Genomic DNA, 20,754 nt, shown 5'->3' with positions numbered 1-20,754 from the left:
AACAGCCTAGAAAAATGATGGTTTGAAATTTTAACCACAAAATAGCCGTACTCGTTACCAATACCTTTCCAAGATGTAGAATTTGAAATCAACATTTAGGCAGAAAAATGAAATCAAGTTGCCCAGTTTTATCCCTATTTTCTTATACTTTTTTGGATAAAATTTCTCTTTGTTAGCTGTTCCGTTTCAAATATCAGCCATAATTTTTTATTAGAATTTCCCTTCTCTACATTGGCGGTATAGATCAATAACAAGTACGCATGAAAAACCATAAAGCCATCCCCTCACCCAGCAATGAAAAAGACAAGCCACCACGAAAAAAAAGTGATGAACTTTTAAAAGGAGCCTTCCAGGATAATTTCCTGGATTTTCTCCGCTTTGTCTACCCAGACGCCCAGAAAGTACTGGATTTTGACAAAGGCATAGAATTTCTGGATAAGGAACTTTTTTCCATTATACCAGACAGAGAGCGTAAAAGAGATAAACGCGTAGCGGATCTTCTGGCAAGAGTTTACCTAAAAAATGGCACAGAAAAGTGGATCCTACTCAATGTAGAAATAGAAGGCGGTGATGACACCCAATTTGCATATCGCCTACTCCAGTATAACTATCGGATTAGGGATAAGTACAATGTTTCCGTGGCTACTATTGCTGTCTTTACCGGGGATAGAAACCAAAAAAGACAGACCAATTACCGCGATGAGCTATTAGGAACAGTCCTTTCCTTCCGGTACACCAGCTATCACGTTTTTGATCACCAGCAGGATATACTCCTTAAAAACAAAAACCCATTTGCGTTGATTGCTCTGGCTTGCCAAAAAGCATTGTTAGAAGGTAAAATCCCAGAAGAAGAATTGAATAATCAAAGACTGGAAATTGTAAAGGCATTACTCAAACAGAATTATGATCCAGATAGAGTCAGGAGCTTTATTCTGTTTATTAAAAATTTCATTTTTATTAAAGATCAAGATATTAATCGTAATTTTGATAAGCAACTAGAAATAATTATGAAAGGAAAAAACGAGAGAGAACCAGTAGGCGTTATAGAAGTCTTAAAAATGCAAGAAAAACGGGACGTGCTGGAAGAAATTGCTAGAAATTTTAAAAAAAACGGAATTAGCTTAGATATTATAGCAAAGTCTACAAAACTTCCCTTAAAAGTAATTAAAGCCTTATAGTATCAATTAATGTATAATAAAACGCCCTTGAATAATGGCTCAAGGGCGTTTTTTTTTGTAAAATCAAAATTTTGATCCGCACTAACGAAAACCTTCTATTTCACCCCCTCCCCGGTCTGCACCCAAGAAAATATGTTTTACTGATCAAGCCTCAGAACCTGTAAGGTTCAGCTAGATCAGTAAAACATATTTTCCAACAAAACCTAGATCTGTACTCACAAATACCCCGATCAAATCACGACCTTTAGAACCCACGCATATTTCCCAGGCAATTCCTTAGGAAGTTCCACAACCGCAAACCCATCCTTTTTAGTCCATACCAATGGCTTACTATGCCCCAGCAGAAAAATCTTCGAACCACTTTTCGGTTGAATTGCTGAAAAAGACAACCGGTTATTTTCATTCTGATTAAAGATCACATACCCTGTCTTACCATCATTGCTCTGCGTAAATTTAATATGATCACCTTCTTTATAATCCTTCATCCCCTTGGTACCATAGATCGACTCCTTATTAATGTCCAGCCACTTACCCATTTCCCCCAGCCGCTCAATACTTGGCTGCGGAATCAAGCCTTCAGCTGTAGGGCCCACATTCAACAGATAATTCCCACCTTTTGCAGCAATATCAACCAGATTATCAATCAGTGTTTGTGCCGATTTCCAGTTTTGATCATTTTTCACAAAACCCCAGTTGTTGTTAATCGTCATACAACTCTCCCAGTAATCCTGGCCAGCCCCCTTCAGGATCTCCTGTTCAGGTGTACCAAAATCTCCAGCAGCATGTTCATATTTATTCATCCCTTCCATTCCGGCACGCCCTTTACCTACACGATTGTTGATAATTAAAGAAGGCTTAATATTCCGCAAATAGTTATAAAGATCTTTACCCTGCTCTTCTGTCCATTCTCCAATCCATTCACCGTCAAACCAAAGCACCTCAGGATCATATTTCTTAATCAGCTCAGCAAGCTGCGGTTTTAAATATTCTTCCCTGTAGATCTTAAAATCAGGCTTTGTTTCCGGCTGTTGTTTCGGGTTGGCATTAGGCTGATGCCAGTCCATAATAGAATGATATAAACCAAAATGGATCCCAGCAGCTTTACAAGCATCAGAGAGTTCCTTAAGCACATCTCTTTTAAAAGGTGTAGCATCCATAATGTCGTACTTAGTAACCTTACTGTCCCACATGCTAAAACCATCATGGTGTTTAGAAGTGATAACAATATATTTTACACCAGCCGATTTGGCAATTCTAACCCACTCTTTTGCATCAAATTTCTGAGGGTTAAATTGCGCTGCAAATTTTTCATATTCAGCCGTTGGAATCTTGTGTGTCTCCATAATCCATTCTGCACCACCACCTACACCATTGTATTCACCAGCCGGAACAGCATACAAGCCCCAGTGAATAAACATTCCAAAGGTGGCATCATCCCACCACTGCATTCGCTTGGCTTTAACTTCTTTTGATTCTGCAGTATAATCTTTCTGGGCAAATGTGGCATAAGAAATCATCACGAGTCCTGCCAGGAATAAAACTGTTTTCTTCATAGAGCTATGTTTGGTTCTCACAAAGAAAAGAGAAATGTGTATTCAAAAATCTGGCATCCTACTAATTTGTTAAGCGAAATTGGCAAATTAGTCTACTTCCCAGGTATATACTTGTACTGACCTACGTTCCTGCTTTATTTACGTAATGCAAGTTTTTTCACCCTTTCCGCTTTCTATGTTTAGAAGTTAAATCTTGTTTATAATGATTGTATAAGGCTGAGTGGCAATTTGGTAGATTCAGCAATAATACTCAGTTCAACACCATTTTGCTTCAGTATTTGCGCAACTTCTTTCTTCTCAGCAACAGCCCTATTTCTTTCTTTCTGAGCACCTATTTTCTCACCTTTTTTCTCCCCCTCTTTTATGCCCTCGTGTTTTGCTCTCGCCAATAATAATTCTTCTATACCCATTGTTGTCGTTTTTTCAGTAATGGTTTGTATATCCTGTTCAAATATATTGTTAATTTCCTCTGTTTCAAAGTTCACATAAAACCTTAAAAAGTTCATGATCTTCGTAATTTTATGTTCCGGATAACCCTTAGCATGCAACGCTTTTACAATCGTCAGTTTAAGTTCTCTCAGAACCCTGTCCCTTTCAACATCAGTTCCCAGTTTTTTCCCACAAAAAGCAGTTTTCGCACTAAGTACAACCAATGCAAAAGGATTATCGCTGGCCAACAGGTCCTCGTCTTTTTGCTGCGAGATTTTTAAGGTATTGAATTGGTAAAATAATCGGGTACCCATAAAGTTTCTTTCATAATGGTTGATCCGTTCAAGCGTTGTAGACTCAGTAAAAATCACAAAAGCAGTAATGGGTTTTTGATACTTATCCAAAATACGGTAGTAGTACCGAAGCATCCTTTTATTAAAGTCGCTATCGTATCTGCCTTGCACCTCAATATGCAGCAAAATCCATTCCTCCTCTCCTGTATGCGTTCTTAACTTAACCAGCTTATCCACTACTTTAGGAGAGAATTGATCCTTCTCCGGTGGGAAAACCTGCTCCAGTTCCTTATCCAAAAATTCAGGTTCTTTATTAAAATCAATAATCCCCCTTGCACTCGGATAAATAAAACAAAGGAAGTCTTCGAATACATCTTCGAGTATCCCCTTCCATAATATATCTGCTTTTTTTGCCATTCGTTTTTCGTTGGTTAAGCAAACTTATACAGAGATATTTAAAATAAAAAATATTAACCATTAAAATCCAAAAGTATAATACAAAGAAATATTTAAGCGTTATTTACACCCAAAAATATACTAATCCAATCACGACCATCCCGACCCGTCCCCCCTCCAGTCTGCACCCCAAAAAAATAGGCTTTCTGATCAAGCCTCAGAACCTAAAAGGTTCAGCTAGATCAGAAAGCCTATTTTTTCCCAACTAATCCCAGGTATATACTTGTACTCACCCGGCTTCCTGCTTTATTGACGTAATGCATCCAACCATGTACAGTATCTCCCTCAAAACTCTTGTCCATTTGTAAACTGACTTCCTTTGCAGAACGCTCTGCCGCATTTTCAAAAGTCAGGTACTGCTCCTTTTGCACATTATAGAAAACCAGGTTTATCCGGTCTTCCGGATCACAATACCTGGATTCTGGTGGATTATCCCATCTGATGTAAAGAATATCGTTTTGCTCTGAAATCACTTCCAAAACCCACGAAGTAACCAACGCTCCCCTGCTTAAAATCACTTTTGCATAATCCATTTGATAATCATCTGGCCCTGTGCCAAGCATGGCTTCTTTGAGGTGATAGGATAATGCTCTGTTTAGCGGCGTGGCATTGTCTTGCCCGTTTTGATAGCCGATATTGATAAAAGGCTTCAAAGGCCTTAACCAGTTCATGGCTACTCCAAACTTTGCCCTTTGATTGACTTGCCCTCGTGTTGGTGCTTTCTTTGAAGGCCTCGGAAGGCTCCTGCCAAATTGTTGCCCATTAAGTTCTACGCCAATCAAATCGCCTATTTTACCCGTAAAAAGGCCTTGTATCCCATTTTTAAATCTTGCCATTGTTTCTGTGTTTAATCGTTTATTTTGAAAGAAAAGAAGGGTAAGCTCGAGGGCTGCCTGCTCTTAGGTGCCCGAAGAGGGCACAAAGACCAAAAGGCCCTCTCCCTCACACCTTCTTTTCTTTCTGGATTTCACGCCTAGCCTGCGAACGGATTAGTTTTACAAATTATAGCCAGTTAGCATATTTACTGATGGTTTTTCTATACCGCATTCGGCGAAAAACACCCCCACCTTCCCGACTTCCTTCCGGATTGGTGTTTCCTTCTATAGTAACGCAGTACTTTCCCCGGATGCGCTCCACGAAACCAACATGTGCAACACGTTTTAGTGAAGGAAAATAAAGCCCAAACGCACAGCCCGGAAAAGGCTCTTTAACCAGCTTATCCTTCGGGAACAACGCCGGACACCAACCTGTTCGGGGTGCAGAATAGCCCGCTTTTTTGAAACACCAGGAAACATAAGCAGCACAATACTTATCACCTCTTTTCAACCCAACTGCTGCCAGATATTCCTCCACGCGCACACCATCATTACAATTAGTCGCTTCGCGGACGCCAATCTCCGCTCTTGCAATACTTAGCAGATTGCTGCCAGGCAGCCTACCCCAGCTAAAAGCAATAAGGCAAATAGCCCCATATAAAAACTTAACTGTTGCCATGTCCGTAAGCGTTTAAATTGTGAAACCATAAATTCCATATCCGGCAGTCCCAATCCCCTCCAGAACCGGCCCAACAACCACCAACACAAAGCCAGCAGCAGTAAAAAGCCAATAATGGCTAAAATCATCTGCCCCAATATGCTCTGGTCAACATAACCCGCCTGAGGGTCATTTCCACCTAGTAACCTCGGCCATAACAACCAGACTATAGACAAACAGCCCAGTAAATGATATTCTTTCTTAACTCCGTTAACCGAGTTTTTTAACCCGATAAAGTAATCCAGGAGATCCAACCCCCAATATTTCAATTTTAAAGTCTTCATATTTTCGTTGATTTAAAGATTTAACTAAGGCGCTGGCAGGCCTACACCATACCAGCGCCTTATCACTACAACACCTCAGTTACCCCGAGATAGGCGCTATCACTCACCTCTTTGCGGTTTACACTCACAAAGCTCATCCAGCAATGCACATTATCCCCGATCCAGTCGGCAGGCACCGGCAACGTAAAACTCAAAACACTACGCGCCGCGATATCCTCCACCGAAAGAAACAACTCCTTAGTTGGGTTATATACCAACAGCGTAGCCAGATCAGTTGCAGCAGTACTCGCACCAATAGTCGGCGCATTGTTCAGCCACTCAAACTTCACCTTAGCCGTAGCCACAGATTCAACCCCAACAATAGAAGGCCTCAGCAAATGTCCCTTGCTAAACTTTACCTTTGGAAAATCGATGCTCAGGTTTGGATAAACCCCGGTAACCGCTTTGTCTATGTGGTAAGCCACCGCAGCATTAATAGGTGATTGTTTACCCTTGTAACTCTGATAACCAATCTTAATCAGGCCATTAATAGGCCTGAAAAAACCAACCACGATTTGAAAAATTAAACGCTGTGTCAATTGCGCCAGTGTTGCAGGCTTGTTAGACTTGCGCGGTAAACTCCGCATGTAGTCAATACCTCTGTGAAATGCACCAACAACGTTGCCGATGCGCCCCGAAAATCCTCCAAGGATTCCTTTAATAAATGTTCCCATTTTCTAGAAATTTTAAATGTTAATTACTCTTGTTAATTCATAAACTCTCCAACTCAACCCGCGGCGCCACGGCGATTTCAAAAGCCTATGAAACAAAAGTAAATCAACCACTTACAACATCCTAAGGCACGACCGGGTTCAGCCGAATTTGGCTGTAAAAGACCAACTTATTCCCGAAAAGGCAGGCCTCTCGCACCCTACCAATTGTATATAATTTAGGTTTTGGGGACGTTAATGAGAAATTGGATTCGATAGACGATAGCGTTGTAACCAATAATAATGATAGAGAAAAGGTGCTCGCTACAGTGGCCTTTCAATTGTCGAGTTCTCAAATAATTATGGAAACCCATTTATTATGGCAGTTGGAAGCACTCCTTCAAGAACTCGGCTCTACCAAATGGGAATAGCAGGGCTTCTGGATGGCCTGCCAGGTTTCCCACTTAAAGAACAAAAATAAAAAATCGGCCGGATATACTCCGGCCGATTCTATTTCAACTGCTCCAAAACCAAATCAAGCTTTAAGTCCATATACTCACAAAACTCCACGATCGTAACCAGTTGACATCTGGATTTACAGTATTTCTTACGGATTTCCCCTAACAGTCTCCTGGCGATCTTTTCACCCCTTCCTGTCAACACCTGCACGTCCTTTGTATACACAAACAACCTTGCCATAACTCACCCCTTTCTGTACACATTAAATGTCCTGGCACAACTCGCCATCAGGGTTAAACCCTGTACTGCTTTTCTAAAATCAACACTACTGCCTTCCCAGCTAAACACCTTGCTTAAAAATTTGGATGATGTGTCATCAGGCTTCCACACACATAAAGACAAAACTCCCTGGTCAAAACCACACTCAAAAACCAGCTTCTTAGCGCGGTCATCCACCAACTCATAATAACACTCCTGCGCAGCACCCATATCAATGGCCTTAGCCAGCTGCTCCATCTCCGCTACAAACTGCAGCGCCTTAACCAAGCGGTTCACCCTAAAAAGTATCCCACCCTTTTTAAAAACCAGACAAGCCCGGTTCTTCCTCATCAAATAGATATTCAATCGTAATTGGTTATTCATTAATATTTAAGTTTAAAATTGATTAAAAAATAAAAACCCGCAGAACAGAGCATCACTGCCCCCTGCGGGTTTTCTATACCCAGCTAATACACCATCTAGGTCTGCACCCAAGAAAAATATGTTTTCATGATCAAGCCTCAGAATCTAGAAGATTCAGCGCGATCAGAAAACATATTTTTCCAAAAAAGACTATTGCTTACTCACTACTCCAGGCCCCGAAATCACGTCCGCATCACTGGTAAATCCCTGATCGTTGATGTAATCCTGCAACGTAGGATACACCGACGAATCAAACACCACCTTACAAGGCACCGAACCAGCAGTACCGCAACTCGGCGTAGAACCCGTAGCCAGCGTCCAGTTAGACGCATTCCTTGCCCCCGTAGAAGTACTCAAATTGTACGAGTAAGCAATTAAACCCGCCTTTTTACCAGACACTGCTTTAGTAAAAGCAAAAGCTACGGTCAACCCGCCAGCACATAACACGGCCACAAAAGCCATTTTTAATGATTTTCTCATTGTTTGTTTTTTAAATAAATAAATGAATTAATTATATATTCTATCCTCGCTTCCGGACGCGGCGAATATTCAGAGAAATAAAAGCAGATGCCAGAACCACTGGCACCTGCAAATTAACTAACCGACAACACCCAAGCCAGGGCTAACCAGGCCAAAGACAGCACGAGTGTTAATTTTAATTCGAAATCTAATTGGGTAACCGAGTAGCGTAGTTTTCATATATAAGAGTTGTTAAATTTATATACCTAAAGATACACAGCCAAAAACATATCAACTACCGCATTTACAGCACTTTACCCCCTTTTATCAGGCAGCAAACCCTTTTTAATTAAAGAAGACCGATACCTTTGTAACGTATCTATACTCATCCCCAAACGGCTCGCCAGATTAGGGTCTTTAATGACGTTGCCGGGAGGCAGCAAATCCAGGTTATTTTTATACAGGAAATACACCAGCTCTTCCCCGCCTTTGCTCTTTGCATTATTCCACTCCACCTCTTTATCTTCAAAACTGGCTAAGGTTAAACGCGCCAATTCATCCATTCCTTCAATACTCGCATAACCGGCTTCCATTTGTGCGTGCGTGATTTCCAAAACAAAAGCATCTTTAAAGATCCTTAAATTATACCTTGCTGGTTTGCCATTCATAAAACTGTTTCCCGCAACAATTTCCCCGGCAAAGAAAATGTCTAATACCTGCTCATTCCCTTTTTCGTCAATATAAAAGGCAATCATAAAACCTCTGGAGATAAAATAAGCTATATCAATTGCAGCACCTTCCGGATGGATCACATGTGTACCCAGGCAAAGTGAAGCAGTCATCACTTTTTCCAGATAAGGATCCAGACCATCGGGTAAAGGTTTTTTGACAGACTTTAAATATTCAATAAGCTTTTCAAAAGCAGGTTTTGGCAGAGGAACCCTTTTCATTTTCGGGTTTTCTTTTTTTAAGAGTGTCATTTAATTTAGTTTTTGTTTTCTTTAGGTCGTTGATTTAATGAGTTCGTTTAGTCGTTAGGATATTCCGTTACACTCAGTTCCGCCTTCCCGTTTTTATACAGCAATAGCAGGTTTTCCATGCTGATCTTTTTAACATCTTCTGGATATTGCAGGTTGAAAGCTTCAATGAATCTTAATGGCGAATTAAAAGCACATCTCAGCTGAAGCCGCACTTCATTTTCCTCATGGTTGCGGAGCATCACACTCACCTCAATAAGTTTGTCCCCATGAAGCACAGCCTCAACACCCTCTTTGCTGGTGATAAGGTTAGAATGCGTCCAGAAGTACTGGACCAGGTCACTAGTTTTGATCATTTTTAAAGTGTTTGGTTAGAATTCTATTAATTATTGGCAATATTTTGATTGAACAAAGGGTAAAAAAAGGGCATTAACATCCCTTAAAGCATTTTCTGTCAGTCAAAGCAAAGTCAGCACAGTACAAAGCACCGCGCTGGTAATCATTTAATAAAGTTTGTGAGGAAGGATGAAATATTAGCTTTTCAACTTATAGCCAATAAGGTCTTTTTTTGGAACCGGTTGATCTTTCTTATCCAACAATTCGTCAATGTATTGAAATACAACTTCCATATTCTTATCCTGATTGTCAAGTTTCTTTTTAATCTTTTCTATCTCCAACCGCAATTCAGTATGATCCGTTAACATTTGGCGAACACGAGTAAAAATTCTGATAATTTGAATATTCACTTGTATAGCTTGTTTACTGCTTAATATACTCGACAGCATCAATACTCCATGTTCAGTAAAAGCAAAAGGAAGCTTTCTACTTCCACCCCAACTTGAAGTCGCAAATTGCGACTTCAAGTTGGACCATTCATCGTTATTCAACTGAAACATAAAGTCATGGGGAAATCGTTCTATATTACGAGAAAGCTGTTCATTCAAACGCCTAGTCTCCACACCATATAACTCAGCCAAATCTCGATCCAGCATCACCTTCAGACCTCTAACCAAATAAATCTTACTCAATACAATTTCGTCAGGTATTGCTATTAGTCCGTTTTCCATAGTGTCGTAATTTAAAATATAAAGATAAATTATAAATTATTAAAACTAAAAAATACTAAAAAAGAAATATAAAATTTCCTCACCGACAATATTTCAAAGAACATTTTACCGGATACCCGGTGATTTAATTTAAATCCATCTCTCCCCACAAGGGGGATTTAGCTTCGCTGAGTTCGCTGAAGGGCTCGATTCTCCCTTTGAAAAAAAGGGCGAGAGGTTGCGTGGTGTACTATAGCGAGTGTGAATATGAACCCTCACCGGTCTGCACCCAAGAAAATATGATTTCATGATCAAGCCTCAGAACCTACAAGGTTCAGCCCGATCAGAAAACATATTTTCACCCCCTCTTGCACCCTGTAATTCACGCTTTAACCCCCTTTCTGTATACTTTAGCAGTCTCTCCATTTCTCTGTTTAAACCACCTGCTGAAATACGGCAAATCACTAAACCCCAGCAACTCCGAAATCTCCTTAACCGAATGCCTGGTATACTGCAGCAAATACAAAGCCTCCCGGTAAATCCGGTCCTGTAGCAACTCATACACAGACCTGCCCAAATAAGCCTTCGCAAATCTGTTCAAAGCAGAAATACTGGTATCCATTTTAACCGCGTACACAGAAATATCCCGGTTATACCTGAAATCCAGTTCAATCAAAGACTGCAATACCTTTAATCGCTTAAAGGCCGGAGGCCAGTAGTCTAAATCGAATAGTCTAAAGCTCTCTGTATAAGTATTCGTTTCCTGCAACATCCTTTTACTTTTTATTCGGTACCCAGGTACAAGTCACATCAAGCAACTTATTCTCTATCAAATAGATCAGAATGCTCACCGCTATTTCTTCATCTAGGTCTAAGGCCACTGCAACCTCTGGTAGCGTAAATGGTTTTCCTTCCACATGATCCAGGAAAGCTTTGACCAGTTCTTCGGGGATAAAATTCTCTTTCATAAACTGTATTTTATAATTCTATGGTACACCAGATTTGCCTCCAGGAAGATTTCATTTAAAAACCGGTAATTAATGAGGTGGAAAATGCGAATTAAACTAGCCTTGATTTCTAGCAGGGTAGCGTGATGTAGACTCAATTTAATACCGGATTTTTCTGCCTCTGGCCCATAAGCTTTGAGTAATGCAAAAGTTCTGACAAGTAATGAGGAGATAAATTTTTTGATCACCGATCGTTTATACTCCAGATCATCTTTTTCAGATAAGATTACCTCAAAGAGATAGCCCGATAAGCTTCGGTAGGCCATGTCAACCCTGGCATTCACCGCAGCAGGTACATCAAGGGAGCTGTTTTCCAGATCATCCAGAAGTTCGACGAAGAGTTGTATGTTGTATTTTAATCCTTGTTTTGACATCTTAATAATCCGTTAAAGCTTTACTCATTACAGTACTTCTATAATTCACCTTTTCCCATTGGATAAACTCCACATGCTCAAAACCAAGCCGGTTATAATATCTAATTAAACCTGTCGCTCTTTCAGAAGTATCCAGCGCCAGATATTTCTTTCCGATCATTACAGCATGTTGTTCCACAATGCCCAATAGTACCGCTCCTAAACCTAACTTTTGGTACTCAGGATCTACCGCAAACTGACCAAAACGCCCAACGTCTGATCTCTTATATAATGCACTATCTGCTTTGATGGTAAAAGAGTAAAAGCAGATGGTGCCAATAATTCTATTCTCCTTTACTGCAACAAAACATTTTGCCCAACGAATGCGCTCCAGCGTAACTTCATTACTTTGACTTGCCGCCCAGAAATGAATCCGCTGATCGGCCCAGGTTTTATAGGCTTTGTGCAGTAAAGCGGTAAGTTCAGCGATAGAATCTATGGCCCGATCAAAAGGTCGGACCAGAACAGTATCGCCAAGCACCAGGTGATGCTGGTCCTGCAAGTAGAGTTGGTCGTTTCTGGTCATGCTTTTGTTTTTCATTTTTTTCTTTTTAATAGGTGACGTTGTTAAAGCCTTTCGCAAACTACATTTTAGCCCCTCGCTGTCCTGTGGCCATCTCTCCCCGAAGGGTCGAGAGGTAGCGAGTGTATTATAGCGAGTGTTATAGTAAATATGCTAGGTAAGCTCCATGCAAACCTCTCTCCTTTCCAAGGAGAGATCCCCCTTGTGGGGAGAGAGGTTTAAAACCCTTCCCTCTTCAAAAACCCCAGCATCGGATCGAGCCACTCACTTACAGGCAGCCTCTGCGTAAACCCATGATTCCCTTTCGGAAATAAATGCAATTCCGCATCTACCCCATTCTTCTGTAATGCCTGATAAAACACGATACTATTGTTTACATCTACAATCGTATCATCACCTGCATGAGTCAAATAGGTAGGCGGAGTTTCCTTCGTAACTTGCAGTTCATTAGAGAACAAATCCACTTTTTCCTTCGAAGGCTCCATACCCAATAAGTTAATCTTAGAACCCATATGGGTCAGCTGATCATTCATACTGACCACAGGATAAACCAGGATCATAAAGTCTGGCCGAAGGCCGATATTTTCCTTATTCGGGATATAGCTTCTGGAAAAATGTGTACCCAAAGTACTTGCTAAATGTCCTCCAGCACTATATCCAATTACACCTACCCTTGCAGGATTAAAATTCCAGTTTACCGCATTAGACCGTATTACTTTCATGGCTTGCTGTGCATCCATGAGCGGTCCGAAACTTTTGTCCCTCATCGTTTCTTTTTTCGGCAACCGGTATTTTAGCACAAAGGCCGCAATTCCTTTCTCGGCAAAGGATTTGCCTATAGCAATGCCTTCTTCTTCAAAGGCAAGGAAGCCATAAGCTCCGCCTGGGATGACCAAAACTGCTGTTCCAGTCGCCTTTTCTTTAATGGGTAGATATAGGATCAAAGTCGGTTCTTCTTCTTTGGATAGTTTAATTGTACTTTCGGGAATTGAATCAGGGTAAAGCGGCAGCACCTGTTGTGCTACCGCAGTATACCCAACCATTAAAAAGAGCATCAGAGTTAATATTTTGAGTTTCATATATAATTCGTTCTAAAAGTTCAATTGGTATTTATAGAGATAATGATCATAGAGGGCATAGAGTGATTGTTCATCCACTCTGAAATCGGTAAGCTTCTTTCCATTGAAATTTGGTAGATAGAAGCTGAACTGATATTTTCCATTTGAAACAGCATAAACATCAATTATGGAGAACTCATCTAATAAACTATATTTTTCATTATCAGCCTTTAATCCTGAAACAATAAACAGGAACTTATTATTAGCCGCAGCTTGCTTATTTACATATATTGGCGGAGCTGACAAGGTAATTTGGTTGGAGGACCTGAGATACGAAACCTTTATTTTAGCATGCGTATTCGTATCAATGGTTTTTCCGGCATACATCAGTTTCAAGTTTGTATCACTGCACAGAAATTGGTTCCTATAATAGTAGATGTAAAACAGAAGTTTTGAATCGCGCGTTTTGACAAGATTACCATCCGTACAAAAAATGCCATCCACCTGCTTTTTTAACGCCGTATTTCCAAACTTAAAACCTGTGGAATCTGATTTATATTTTATTAATACATTGTTTCCGTTGATCACTGCTCTTAATACAAATGATCGTTTATCAATATGTACTGCTTTATTGAAAAAAGGAGGATGGGAACCTTTGAGTTCACTGTCACTAAGCAAATTCCCAATGAACAAAGCTGGCTGGTTTCCGTCCAAAACAAATACAGAAGAGTCCTCTATTATTGAAAAAGATCCTTTTAGTAAAGATGCCTGTCGTGAAAAGTGAAGCTGCAATCTTATAGAATCCTTCATATTAGATCTGATACTTAATATTGAATTTGGAATAAAGAAATTACCCATATAAATCTTATCCTTGTTGAACCCAGCGAAATAATAGCCTGATGTTGTTAAATCTAAAATAGGTCCCGGTATGATTTTATGCGGTGGCAATAATCGTACGAAACTATTAGGGCGATTCCTCAGATAATCTGAAGAAACAAATAGCATTACGATGACAAGCACGCTAACAATAAAACAGACCCCAATTGAGAATAGCCTTTTATAGATCATTAAATTAATAATTAAGCTAAGTCCGGATACTATCCGAACTTAGTTGATGTAAATTAAAATGGTGTTCTTAATGGAACGGAACAAGTAGGTGTAAAGGTCGCTTCAAACTTATACGCCAAATAAGGGAAACCTGACATTGTGCATTGTGGACCTGTACCAGTCGCGGAACAATTTGGTTCGTTTGTTCCAACTCCAATATTAGTACACGCATGATTCACATATATTGAGATTGGCCCTTCGGCGACCGTCTTGGATTTAAATCCAAATGTTGTTGTAAGTGCGAGCATTACAACCCCACTCAAAAAAATACTTCTTAAATTCATGTTATTTTGGTTAGATTAAATTGCCTACGATTAAAGGGCTTCGGCTTTCCCTCTTACTGCAGATAAGTCCTTTATTTTAGCTGGATGAATCAAAATTGCTGCTCCACCCAGCGATACGAATAATAGATTAAAAACAAGATGCTGATTCCAGGTCATGAATTGTAGTATTCCTCCGCATGAACAAGGTATGTAAGGACTAAAGTTTAATATTCCCACGATATAAGCAGTAAACATGACCATTAAACAAAAAGAAGAATACAGCGCTATCATTTGATATCGTTTGATCAGCAACAAACCTGTTATAACCAATTCCAGAGCAGGTACTACAATTGCCATTATGCTTGCAAAAGAAGTTAGTATAGGTGACTTATACAGCTCCACTCTAAACTTTTCAAAATCTTGTACTTTACTTAATGATGCATAAATAAACAGCAGGATGAAAAGAGCAGAAATCACTTCTACTACCACAGTTCTTGTTTTAAAATTCATACTGCATTATTTTAATATCAATAATTATTGGTACGAATAGTAATTTCAGAGCCGACACTCCCTGCAAACACCAGGGTGATATTCCGAAACTTGGGCAAATCGAAATCTGGGACAGTAAATGAGGTAAGCAAAACACCTGTAATCGCATTCCTAAATTCAAAAACTTTACTTCCTTCCGAAGCCAATGAAGAAACATCTCTGAATTTGGAAATCGATTTATAAGCCAAGCTGTTAGTAAAAGAACCATTAGGACTTCCCTGTATATTCACACTAATAGGAACACCACCAGGAACAAGATTAATTACCCTTGCACCAAATACATCAGCTGTATGTGAAGGAATGTTCTCTTCTTTCATAAACACCGATTCAACGGCAGAAGAAGTTCCTGTTAAAAACAACGAGTACACCCCGCCATTCACGAAATCCTGACCCTGGCTGTAATAGACTTTATTAATACCTCCAGCGTTATCCACCAATTTAATTTCCCTACTTCCAGTCAGCATTCCATAAGCCTGGGAGTTACTGTTGTAAACTGGAGTAGCATTAGTACCAAATACCAGATTCCCACCATCGACTACAGCATTGGTGACCAATAAACTCGCCAATGGAGTTGTTTTAATTTCTTGTTTTTTGCATGATACTAAAATCAGTACTGATAGGAGTATCATGACGGATAAGACTGTTATCTTCATAATTATATAGAATTAATGATTAATTACTAGTGGAGATAACCCATGTGGGCAAACCTTTCCTCATTTTATCTAAAGTCTCTGTATATACCTTCTCATCAGGCAGTCCCATTTTCATTTTTGCCGCCTTCTCTTCCCATTCAATAGCTTGAGTGGTTTTTCCAGTTTTATATAATAGATTCGCATATGTATCCCAGGCCACAGGATCATTATTTGAATACCAAGTTTCTATTGCGTACTTCATGACTACATCACAAGCAAACTTCAAAACTCTAGGATCACTTACATTTTGAAACACAGGCCAGGTAATATTATTGATTTCAAATTCTGATCGCTTCAGAGCCGTTTTAAAATAAAGCATGTAATATTTACCGTAATTATTCCAATCATTGATGTTTCCATAATATGCCAACTTTCTTCCATATATCGTTTCTTGACCTAAAACACCAAATCTAGTGGTGACTGTATTTTCTGTAGGCCCCCAGTCTGCCCCGGGTGTATTTTCCCTAATCGCCTTGGGAAGAAATTGTTTGCCTATTGCACCTCGAATTGCATATTCAGCTTTATCTGGTCCTAAAATTGAATTTATTTTATTTCTCCGTTTAAAAAAAAGCTTAAATCCCTTACTTTCAGTTGTATTTATATTTTTACTGATAAACAGCAAATTATCCTTATCCATCAGTTGATCTTCCTTCAATTTAAAAAGATAATTGTTTATATAATCCTGCGCCAGAGAGTCAGCTAAATTGGCGTTTCCTTTTTCCTTAGCGTCTATTACCAAAGACGGTACTACTGTATAATCAGTTCTTTTTTGGGCAAAAGCCAGGCTTGTAAGGCTTAAAAAAGCCAAACTCAATAATATTTTTTTCATCCGTTTTTGTATTAGTTTTTCTTACTTATTATTTCAGAGTGATATTTATAGGTTTTCTGGTCATCATGGCATCCACTTTCTTTTGCTCTATTGGAGACAATAAACCTGGTCCAGGAGTCCTGCCTGTATCGTCAAGTTTGAAGCTATCATTAATTCCATCGCTTGATGCCTCTATTCCATCCAACATCCACAATGGCGTGGGTTTATCTTTTAAATAATGATCAAAAAACTGGATCATTCGGGTACTAAAATCCTTAACCTCATCTTTATCAAACACCCCATGATTTCCTTTAGAATAAATTACCATCCATGACTTCTTACCCAGTCGTCTCAACCCTAAAAAGAGCTCAGTAACGTTAATAAAAGCACATGCGTCATCTATTTTAGTATGCATAATTAACAAGGGTGTGGTTACTTTATCTAGTTGAAAAATCGGTGAGTTTTTGATATAGGATTCTGGCCTTTCCCAAAGACTACCACCCAGCCTATTTTGACCATTTTCGTAATAATCTTGACCACTATATACTCCACGGTCACCAAGACTTCCGTAGCCACTTACTAAATCAACAAGAGATGAGGAACTTTTCGCTGCAGCAAATAGACTCGTATGAGTGACTAAATAATTGGTCTGCAAACCTCCAAAACTGCATCCTTGAATACCCATTTTCTTACCATTTACATAAGGTAAATTGGACACATACTTACCCGCGGAGACTACCGCGTCATAAGTCCCTTGCATAGCATCCCCTATCTTGTAATAAATATCTGGGCAGAATACCAAGTACCCATTACTTACGTAAGTAGGAATATTAATATCGCATCCAGCACATAAGGATTCAGGCATGATAAAAGCATTTAATCCATCTGATCTGCGTTCATAATAAGAAAATATTACTGGGTACTTTTTATTTGGGTTAAAGTTTTCTGGTTTGTATAAAATTCCCTGTAATGTTCTCCCATCCAATGATTTCCAAGTATGCAATTCTGTAGTATACCAATTGTACTTTTTCTGAGGCTGCAAATTACTTAGCCTTGTAAAAGTTTTAAAATCTCTCGTACTAAAATAATTTGGGGCATCAGTCGCATTCATTCGCCTGACAAGATGCATTTTGGAATTGCCAGCCTTAATTGGGGAAAAATCAGAGCCAGGTGGAACATAATCACCACTATTTGTTTGATACAAATAAGATCCCATATGCAAAAGTTCAGGATCACCCGCTTTGTCCAATTGTTTCAAGAAAAAGCCATTGTTTTTATTCTCTTTGTTAAAAGCAGTGAAATATAGTATTTCATTCTTGTTGAGTATATTATTAGGCATATTCCCTTTAAATAAGTTAAATGCATAAGTAAAAATGATATTATTCTTTTGGCCGTAACCATTGGTGATATTAACTGGTTTCTGTTTACCTAACGGATCTACCTTCCAGATATCATATCGATCATAAACGAACACAGATGCATCGTTTTTCAGCCAAATAAGGGAAGTTATTCCTCTGGCACCTTTTGAGTCATCTCTATCATCCATAGACATATTAATCCAGGAAACTTTTAGGTCTTGTGTTAAATTTCGAACTGTTGCAGTTGCTATTTCATAACTAAAATAATTCTGCTTGGTTGCATCAAAGTAGATGATATACTTTCCGCATGGTGAAAGTTGAACAAATGGTGCTCTAATATTGTTCAGACAGGCCAAATTCTTTCTTTTTCCACTCTTTATGGAAACCAAATCCCAGGTCGGTTTATAAGTGATACTCCAAAGATCACCTATATGAGGATTTTCTATTAAGGCTGATGTATCCGCGATACCTTCAGATGTTGGAAACTGAAAGCCTTCTCCTACCTGGTATTGCAACCGTATAACATTTCGATCTGCAATATTAATAACAGCGAGGTAGGTTTGATCGACGACTTCCACTTTCTGTTCACTTTGCAGAACTGTATCTGTATAGCTCCATAATTCTACAATTTTTTTAGGCTGCGCCTTTGAAATTCCTTTTTTTGTTAACGATGTGAATAGTCGTTGTCCATCTTTGCTAAAACAACTGAGGTCTCCTAAGTCCAATCCTCCCTTTATATTCTTAGGACTTTTCCCGATAATACAAACTGCCTGAGGCGACCCCATCTTATAATACCAAACCGAATCTCCAGTTTTAAACGCTAATTGCTGATGCTTTACATCAAGAATTAGATTTTCTGGTTTAATTCCTTCCCATATTTTAGAAACCTTACCTGTAAATATATTTCCAATATTTATAGATTGGCTCTGGGCATTACCTTGCATAGATTTAATTAAAACCAGCAAACCGTTATCAAAATTCCAGCTATCCACACTAGTAAAAATCTTCCCTTTATCGGTTTTTAAATTCCGTAGAACTAAGTCCTTTGAGTTACGGCTAGAGGGATACAACAGATATTCTATTCCTTTAGTCTCCTTGAGGTTGCAACACGAGGCATTTGGAATATATTGAATGTGATTGGTTCCAAGCGTAAGCATCCCTAAACTATCTTTCTTAGTATTAAATAAGAAATATTTATCACTAAGAATCCCTGAACCATCAATCAAATCCTTTTTCCATTTGCCATCTGTAGATTGTATCACCAAAGTCTGACTTCCAATCGGTACATTTTTAATAGTGTAGCATACATATTGTCCATTTCTACTGATTGTTGGCCCTTCTAATGAAGACCAAGTTTGATAGGCGGTAGAATCTATTACAGCTTTCTGTGCAAACAAGTGGTTTGCACAGAAAATCACTATCATTGTTAAAAAAAATCTCATCATTGTTGATCTTAATATCCTGGGGTTTGCGTTAAATTTGGATTGCTTTGTAGTTCATAAGTTGAAATTGGATAATACTGCTGATAACTCTTCCAAGTACCACCATTACTTTTCTTCGGCGTAACTTTAGACATTACCCCATCTATTTTTTTTGTCCGTTTCAGATCTAACCAGCGATGTCCCCATTCGGTAAACAACTCTATTCTTTTTTCCCTTAAAATTAGATTGATTAAATCTTCTTGATTGATATTAGGATTGGTATCCTTAACCAAAGGCAGGCCTGCTCTGTTCCTGATCTGATCTACATCTGAAATTGCAACAACTAAATTGCCCAGTCGGGCCCTGGACTCTGCCCGGATCAAATACAGTTCAGCTAAGCGTACCACTGTACTATACTCGGTAACAGGAACATCTGTTAAAGATGATTTTTTGATTTTATACTTATATGGATAATAATAAAGTGTTCCATTTGTGCTTAAACTACTTACCCAGTTATTTTTCCGTTGATCTCCAATTTCGAAATCTTTGAGCAATTCACTACTCAGGTAAACAGCATTGTAACTAGATAGTCCTTCCGGCGGTATCACAAAAAAATCTGCTTCTTGTGTATTAGATCTGAGCTGAGTAGGCTGCAATTGCCAGATTGCCTCCCGGTTATTCTTCAAAAATACTTTGTCCAGAGATTCTAATTGAAACTCTGAAGTATTTGCCAAAACCATTGAAGCCTGTGTTTCTGCATTTGCCCATTGTTCCATAAACAAATAGGTTCTAGCCAATAGAGCTGTGGCTGCCCATTTATTAGGTCTCACGCGTTCTTCCGATCCAAATGGATAAGCTGTTATTCCATCACCACTTAAGTAACTACCGCTTAAAAGGTTTTGCGCTTCTTTCAAATCTGTTACAATTTGATTGTACACTAGTGTTTTCGCCGATCTTTTAATCACCGCATTGATCGTATAATCTGTACTTAAAACCAATGGCACATCACCGTACAAATTCACTAGATAGAAATAATGAAAGGCACGCATAAAACGGGCCTCCCCCATTAAATGTTGCTTTACAAGTGGAGTAAGTCCAGTAGAGGATTCGAGTCCTTCCAAAGCTGCATTCACCACATAGAGTCTTTGATAAGTAGTGCCCCAAAAACCATTATATATATTTTGTGAATTAAGGAAATTTTGATAATAAACAGCCAAAGTCGAGTTTCCTGCTCCTGAATAATAATCAAACTCATCTGCGGATAAACCACCAATACCAGATAGACCACTAAGCTCTTGCGGATCTATCGGATTGCTCTTACTTAAATTTACATATAAGGAAGTGATTGCTCCGACAGCTGTGGCGTCATTGTTATACACATTCTTTGAGCTAACATTAGTTGCTGGACCATCTATTTCCACCAGTTTCTTACAATTGCTAAGTAAAAAACTGGCAAATATTAAAGTCAAAATGAATATTCTTTTACAAGTCATATCGTTATTTTTTAGATTGAAAAAC

24 protein-coding genes and 1 pseudogene are annotated in these 20,754 nt (G+C 39.0%); 2 read left to right on the top strand and 23 right to left on the bottom strand.

Features of this window, described 5'->3' with window-relative positions; genetic code table 11:
* The first annotated feature begins 260 nt into the window (after positions 1-260).
* On the top strand, positions 261-1,178 hold the full coding sequence (locus tag R2S08_RS12625; protein WP_316835520.1) for a hypothetical protein: 918 nt from the start codon (positions 261-263) through the stop codon (positions 1,176-1,178).
* A 230-nt stretch (positions 1,179-1,408) separates the two neighbouring features.
* Here R2S08_RS12625 and R2S08_RS12620 read toward each other — a convergent pair whose 3' ends face one another.
* The 6 genes from R2S08_RS12620 to R2S08_RS12595 all read right to left on the bottom strand — a co-directional run bounded on the left by R2S08_RS12620 (position 1,409) and on the right by R2S08_RS12595 (position 6,439).
* Positions 1,409-2,731: an alpha-L-fucosidase gene (locus tag R2S08_RS12620; RefSeq protein ID WP_316835519.1), complete on the bottom strand. Its 1,323-nt coding sequence runs from the start codon at positions 2,729-2,731 to the stop codon at positions 1,409-1,411.
* 197 nt (positions 2,732-2,928) lie between these two features.
* Complete coding sequence (locus R2S08_RS12615; RefSeq protein WP_316835518.1) at positions 2,929-3,870, bottom strand: hypothetical protein; 942 nt, start codon at positions 3,868-3,870, stop codon at positions 2,929-2,931.
* A 230-nt stretch (positions 3,871-4,100) separates the two neighbouring features.
* Positions 4,101-4,745: a DUF6266 family protein gene (locus tag R2S08_RS12610; RefSeq protein ID WP_316835517.1), complete on the bottom strand. Its 645-nt coding sequence runs from the start codon at positions 4,743-4,745 to the stop codon at positions 4,101-4,103.
* 166 nt (positions 4,746-4,911) lie between these two features.
* Positions 4,912-5,403, bottom strand: coding sequence for a peptidoglycan-binding protein (locus R2S08_RS12605; protein ID WP_316835516.1), 492 nt, complete (start codon positions 5,401-5,403; stop codon positions 4,912-4,914).
* On the bottom strand, positions 5,322-5,726 hold the full coding sequence (locus R2S08_RS12600) for a hypothetical protein (RefSeq protein ID WP_316835515.1): 405 nt from the start codon (positions 5,724-5,726) through the stop codon (positions 5,322-5,324). Before R2S08_RS12600 ends, R2S08_RS12605 begins: the two co-directional genes overlap by 82 nt.
* Before the next feature lie 65 nt (positions 5,727-5,791).
* Entirely contained in the window at positions 5,792-6,439 is a 648-nt protein-coding gene (locus R2S08_RS12595) for a DUF6266 family protein (protein ID WP_316835514.1), read from the bottom strand.
* 203 nt (positions 6,440-6,642) lie between these two features.
* Here R2S08_RS12595 and R2S08_RS28890 point away from each other — a divergent pair.
* A pseudogene (locus R2S08_RS28890) lies at positions 6,643-6,896 on the top strand (DUF6934 family protein).
* A gap of 29 nt (positions 6,897-6,925) precedes the next feature.
* Here the strand turns inward: R2S08_RS28890 and R2S08_RS12590 are convergent.
* From R2S08_RS12590 to R2S08_RS12510, 17 genes are all read right to left on the bottom strand, one after another.
* Entirely contained in the window at positions 6,926-7,114 is a 189-nt protein-coding gene (locus R2S08_RS12590; protein ID WP_199080696.1) for a hypothetical protein, read from the bottom strand.
* A 3-nt stretch (positions 7,115-7,117) separates the two neighbouring features.
* Positions 7,118-7,516, bottom strand: coding sequence for a hypothetical protein (locus tag R2S08_RS12585; protein WP_316835513.1), 399 nt, complete (start codon positions 7,514-7,516; stop codon positions 7,118-7,120).
* 189 nt (positions 7,517-7,705) lie between these two features.
* Positions 7,706-8,035, bottom strand: coding sequence for a hypothetical protein (locus tag R2S08_RS12580; RefSeq protein WP_316835512.1), 330 nt, complete (start codon positions 8,033-8,035; stop codon positions 7,706-7,708).
* Between the two features lie 293 nt (positions 8,036-8,328).
* The gene (locus R2S08_RS12575; RefSeq protein ID WP_316835511.1) at positions 8,329-8,994 is read right to left on the bottom strand and encodes a Crp/Fnr family transcriptional regulator; all 666 of its coding nucleotides are present in this window, start codon (positions 8,992-8,994) and stop codon (positions 8,329-8,331) included.
* A gap of 47 nt (positions 8,995-9,041) precedes the next feature.
* A complete protein-coding gene (locus tag R2S08_RS12570; RefSeq protein WP_316835510.1) occupies positions 9,042-9,347 on the bottom strand; it encodes a hypothetical protein in 306 nt (101 codons plus the stop codon).
* A 177-nt stretch (positions 9,348-9,524) separates the two neighbouring features.
* A complete protein-coding gene (locus tag R2S08_RS12565; RefSeq protein ID WP_316835509.1) occupies positions 9,525-10,058 on the bottom strand; it encodes an ORF6N domain-containing protein in 534 nt (177 codons plus the stop codon).
* A gap of 361 nt (positions 10,059-10,419) precedes the next feature.
* Complete coding sequence (locus R2S08_RS12560; RefSeq protein ID WP_316835508.1) at positions 10,420-10,809, bottom strand: helix-turn-helix domain-containing protein; 390 nt, start codon at positions 10,807-10,809, stop codon at positions 10,420-10,422.
* Between the two features lie 4 nt (positions 10,810-10,813).
* Positions 10,814-11,005, bottom strand: coding sequence for a hypothetical protein (locus tag R2S08_RS12555; protein ID WP_316835507.1), 192 nt, complete (start codon positions 11,003-11,005; stop codon positions 10,814-10,816).
* Positions 11,002-11,418, bottom strand: coding sequence for a hypothetical protein (locus R2S08_RS12550; RefSeq protein WP_316835506.1), 417 nt, complete (start codon positions 11,416-11,418; stop codon positions 11,002-11,004). The genes R2S08_RS12555 and R2S08_RS12550 overlap by 4 nt, the downstream gene beginning before the upstream one ends.
* 1 nt (position 11,419) lies before the next feature.
* Positions 11,420-11,998: a GNAT family N-acetyltransferase gene (locus R2S08_RS12545; RefSeq protein ID WP_316835505.1), complete on the bottom strand. Its 579-nt coding sequence runs from the start codon at positions 11,996-11,998 to the stop codon at positions 11,420-11,422.
* 200 nt (positions 11,999-12,198) lie between these two features.
* Complete coding sequence (locus R2S08_RS12540; protein ID WP_316835504.1) at positions 12,199-13,059, bottom strand: alpha/beta hydrolase; 861 nt, start codon at positions 13,057-13,059, stop codon at positions 12,199-12,201.
* Positions 13,060-13,071: 12 nt separating this feature from the next.
* The gene (locus R2S08_RS12535) at positions 13,072-14,106 is read right to left on the bottom strand and encodes a hypothetical protein (RefSeq protein WP_316835503.1); all 1,035 of its coding nucleotides are present in this window, start codon (positions 14,104-14,106) and stop codon (positions 13,072-13,074) included.
* Between the two features lie 353 nt (positions 14,107-14,459).
* Positions 14,460-14,918: a MauE/DoxX family redox-associated membrane protein gene (locus R2S08_RS12530; protein WP_316835502.1), complete on the bottom strand. Its 459-nt coding sequence runs from the start codon at positions 14,916-14,918 to the stop codon at positions 14,460-14,462.
* Positions 14,919-14,935: 17 nt separating this feature from the next.
* Positions 14,936-15,610, bottom strand: coding sequence for a hypothetical protein (locus R2S08_RS12525; RefSeq protein WP_316835501.1), 675 nt, complete (start codon positions 15,608-15,610; stop codon positions 14,936-14,938).
* A 19-nt stretch (positions 15,611-15,629) separates the two neighbouring features.
* Positions 15,630-16,478 (bottom strand): hypothetical protein, encoded by an 849-nt coding sequence (locus tag R2S08_RS12520; protein WP_316835500.1) that lies wholly within the window; start codon positions 16,476-16,478, stop codon positions 15,630-15,632.
* A 28-nt stretch (positions 16,479-16,506) separates the two neighbouring features.
* Entirely contained in the window at positions 16,507-19,260 is a 2,754-nt protein-coding gene (locus tag R2S08_RS12515) for an alpha/beta hydrolase family protein (protein WP_316835499.1), read from the bottom strand.
* Positions 19,261-19,268: 8 nt separating this feature from the next.
* Entirely contained in the window at positions 19,269-20,729 is a 1,461-nt protein-coding gene (locus tag R2S08_RS12510) for a RagB/SusD family nutrient uptake outer membrane protein (protein ID WP_316835498.1), read from the bottom strand.
* Between the last annotated feature and the right edge of the window lie 25 nt (positions 20,730-20,754).

Origin of the sequence: Pedobacter nutrimenti, assembly GCF_032678445.1 — a bacterium.
Taxonomy (GTDB): domain Bacteria; phylum Bacteroidota; class Bacteroidia; order Sphingobacteriales; family Sphingobacteriaceae; genus Pedobacter; species Pedobacter nutrimenti_A.
The sequence above is the reverse complement of the archived record's forward strand: the minus strand, read 5'-3'. Positions and strand labels throughout refer to the sequence as shown.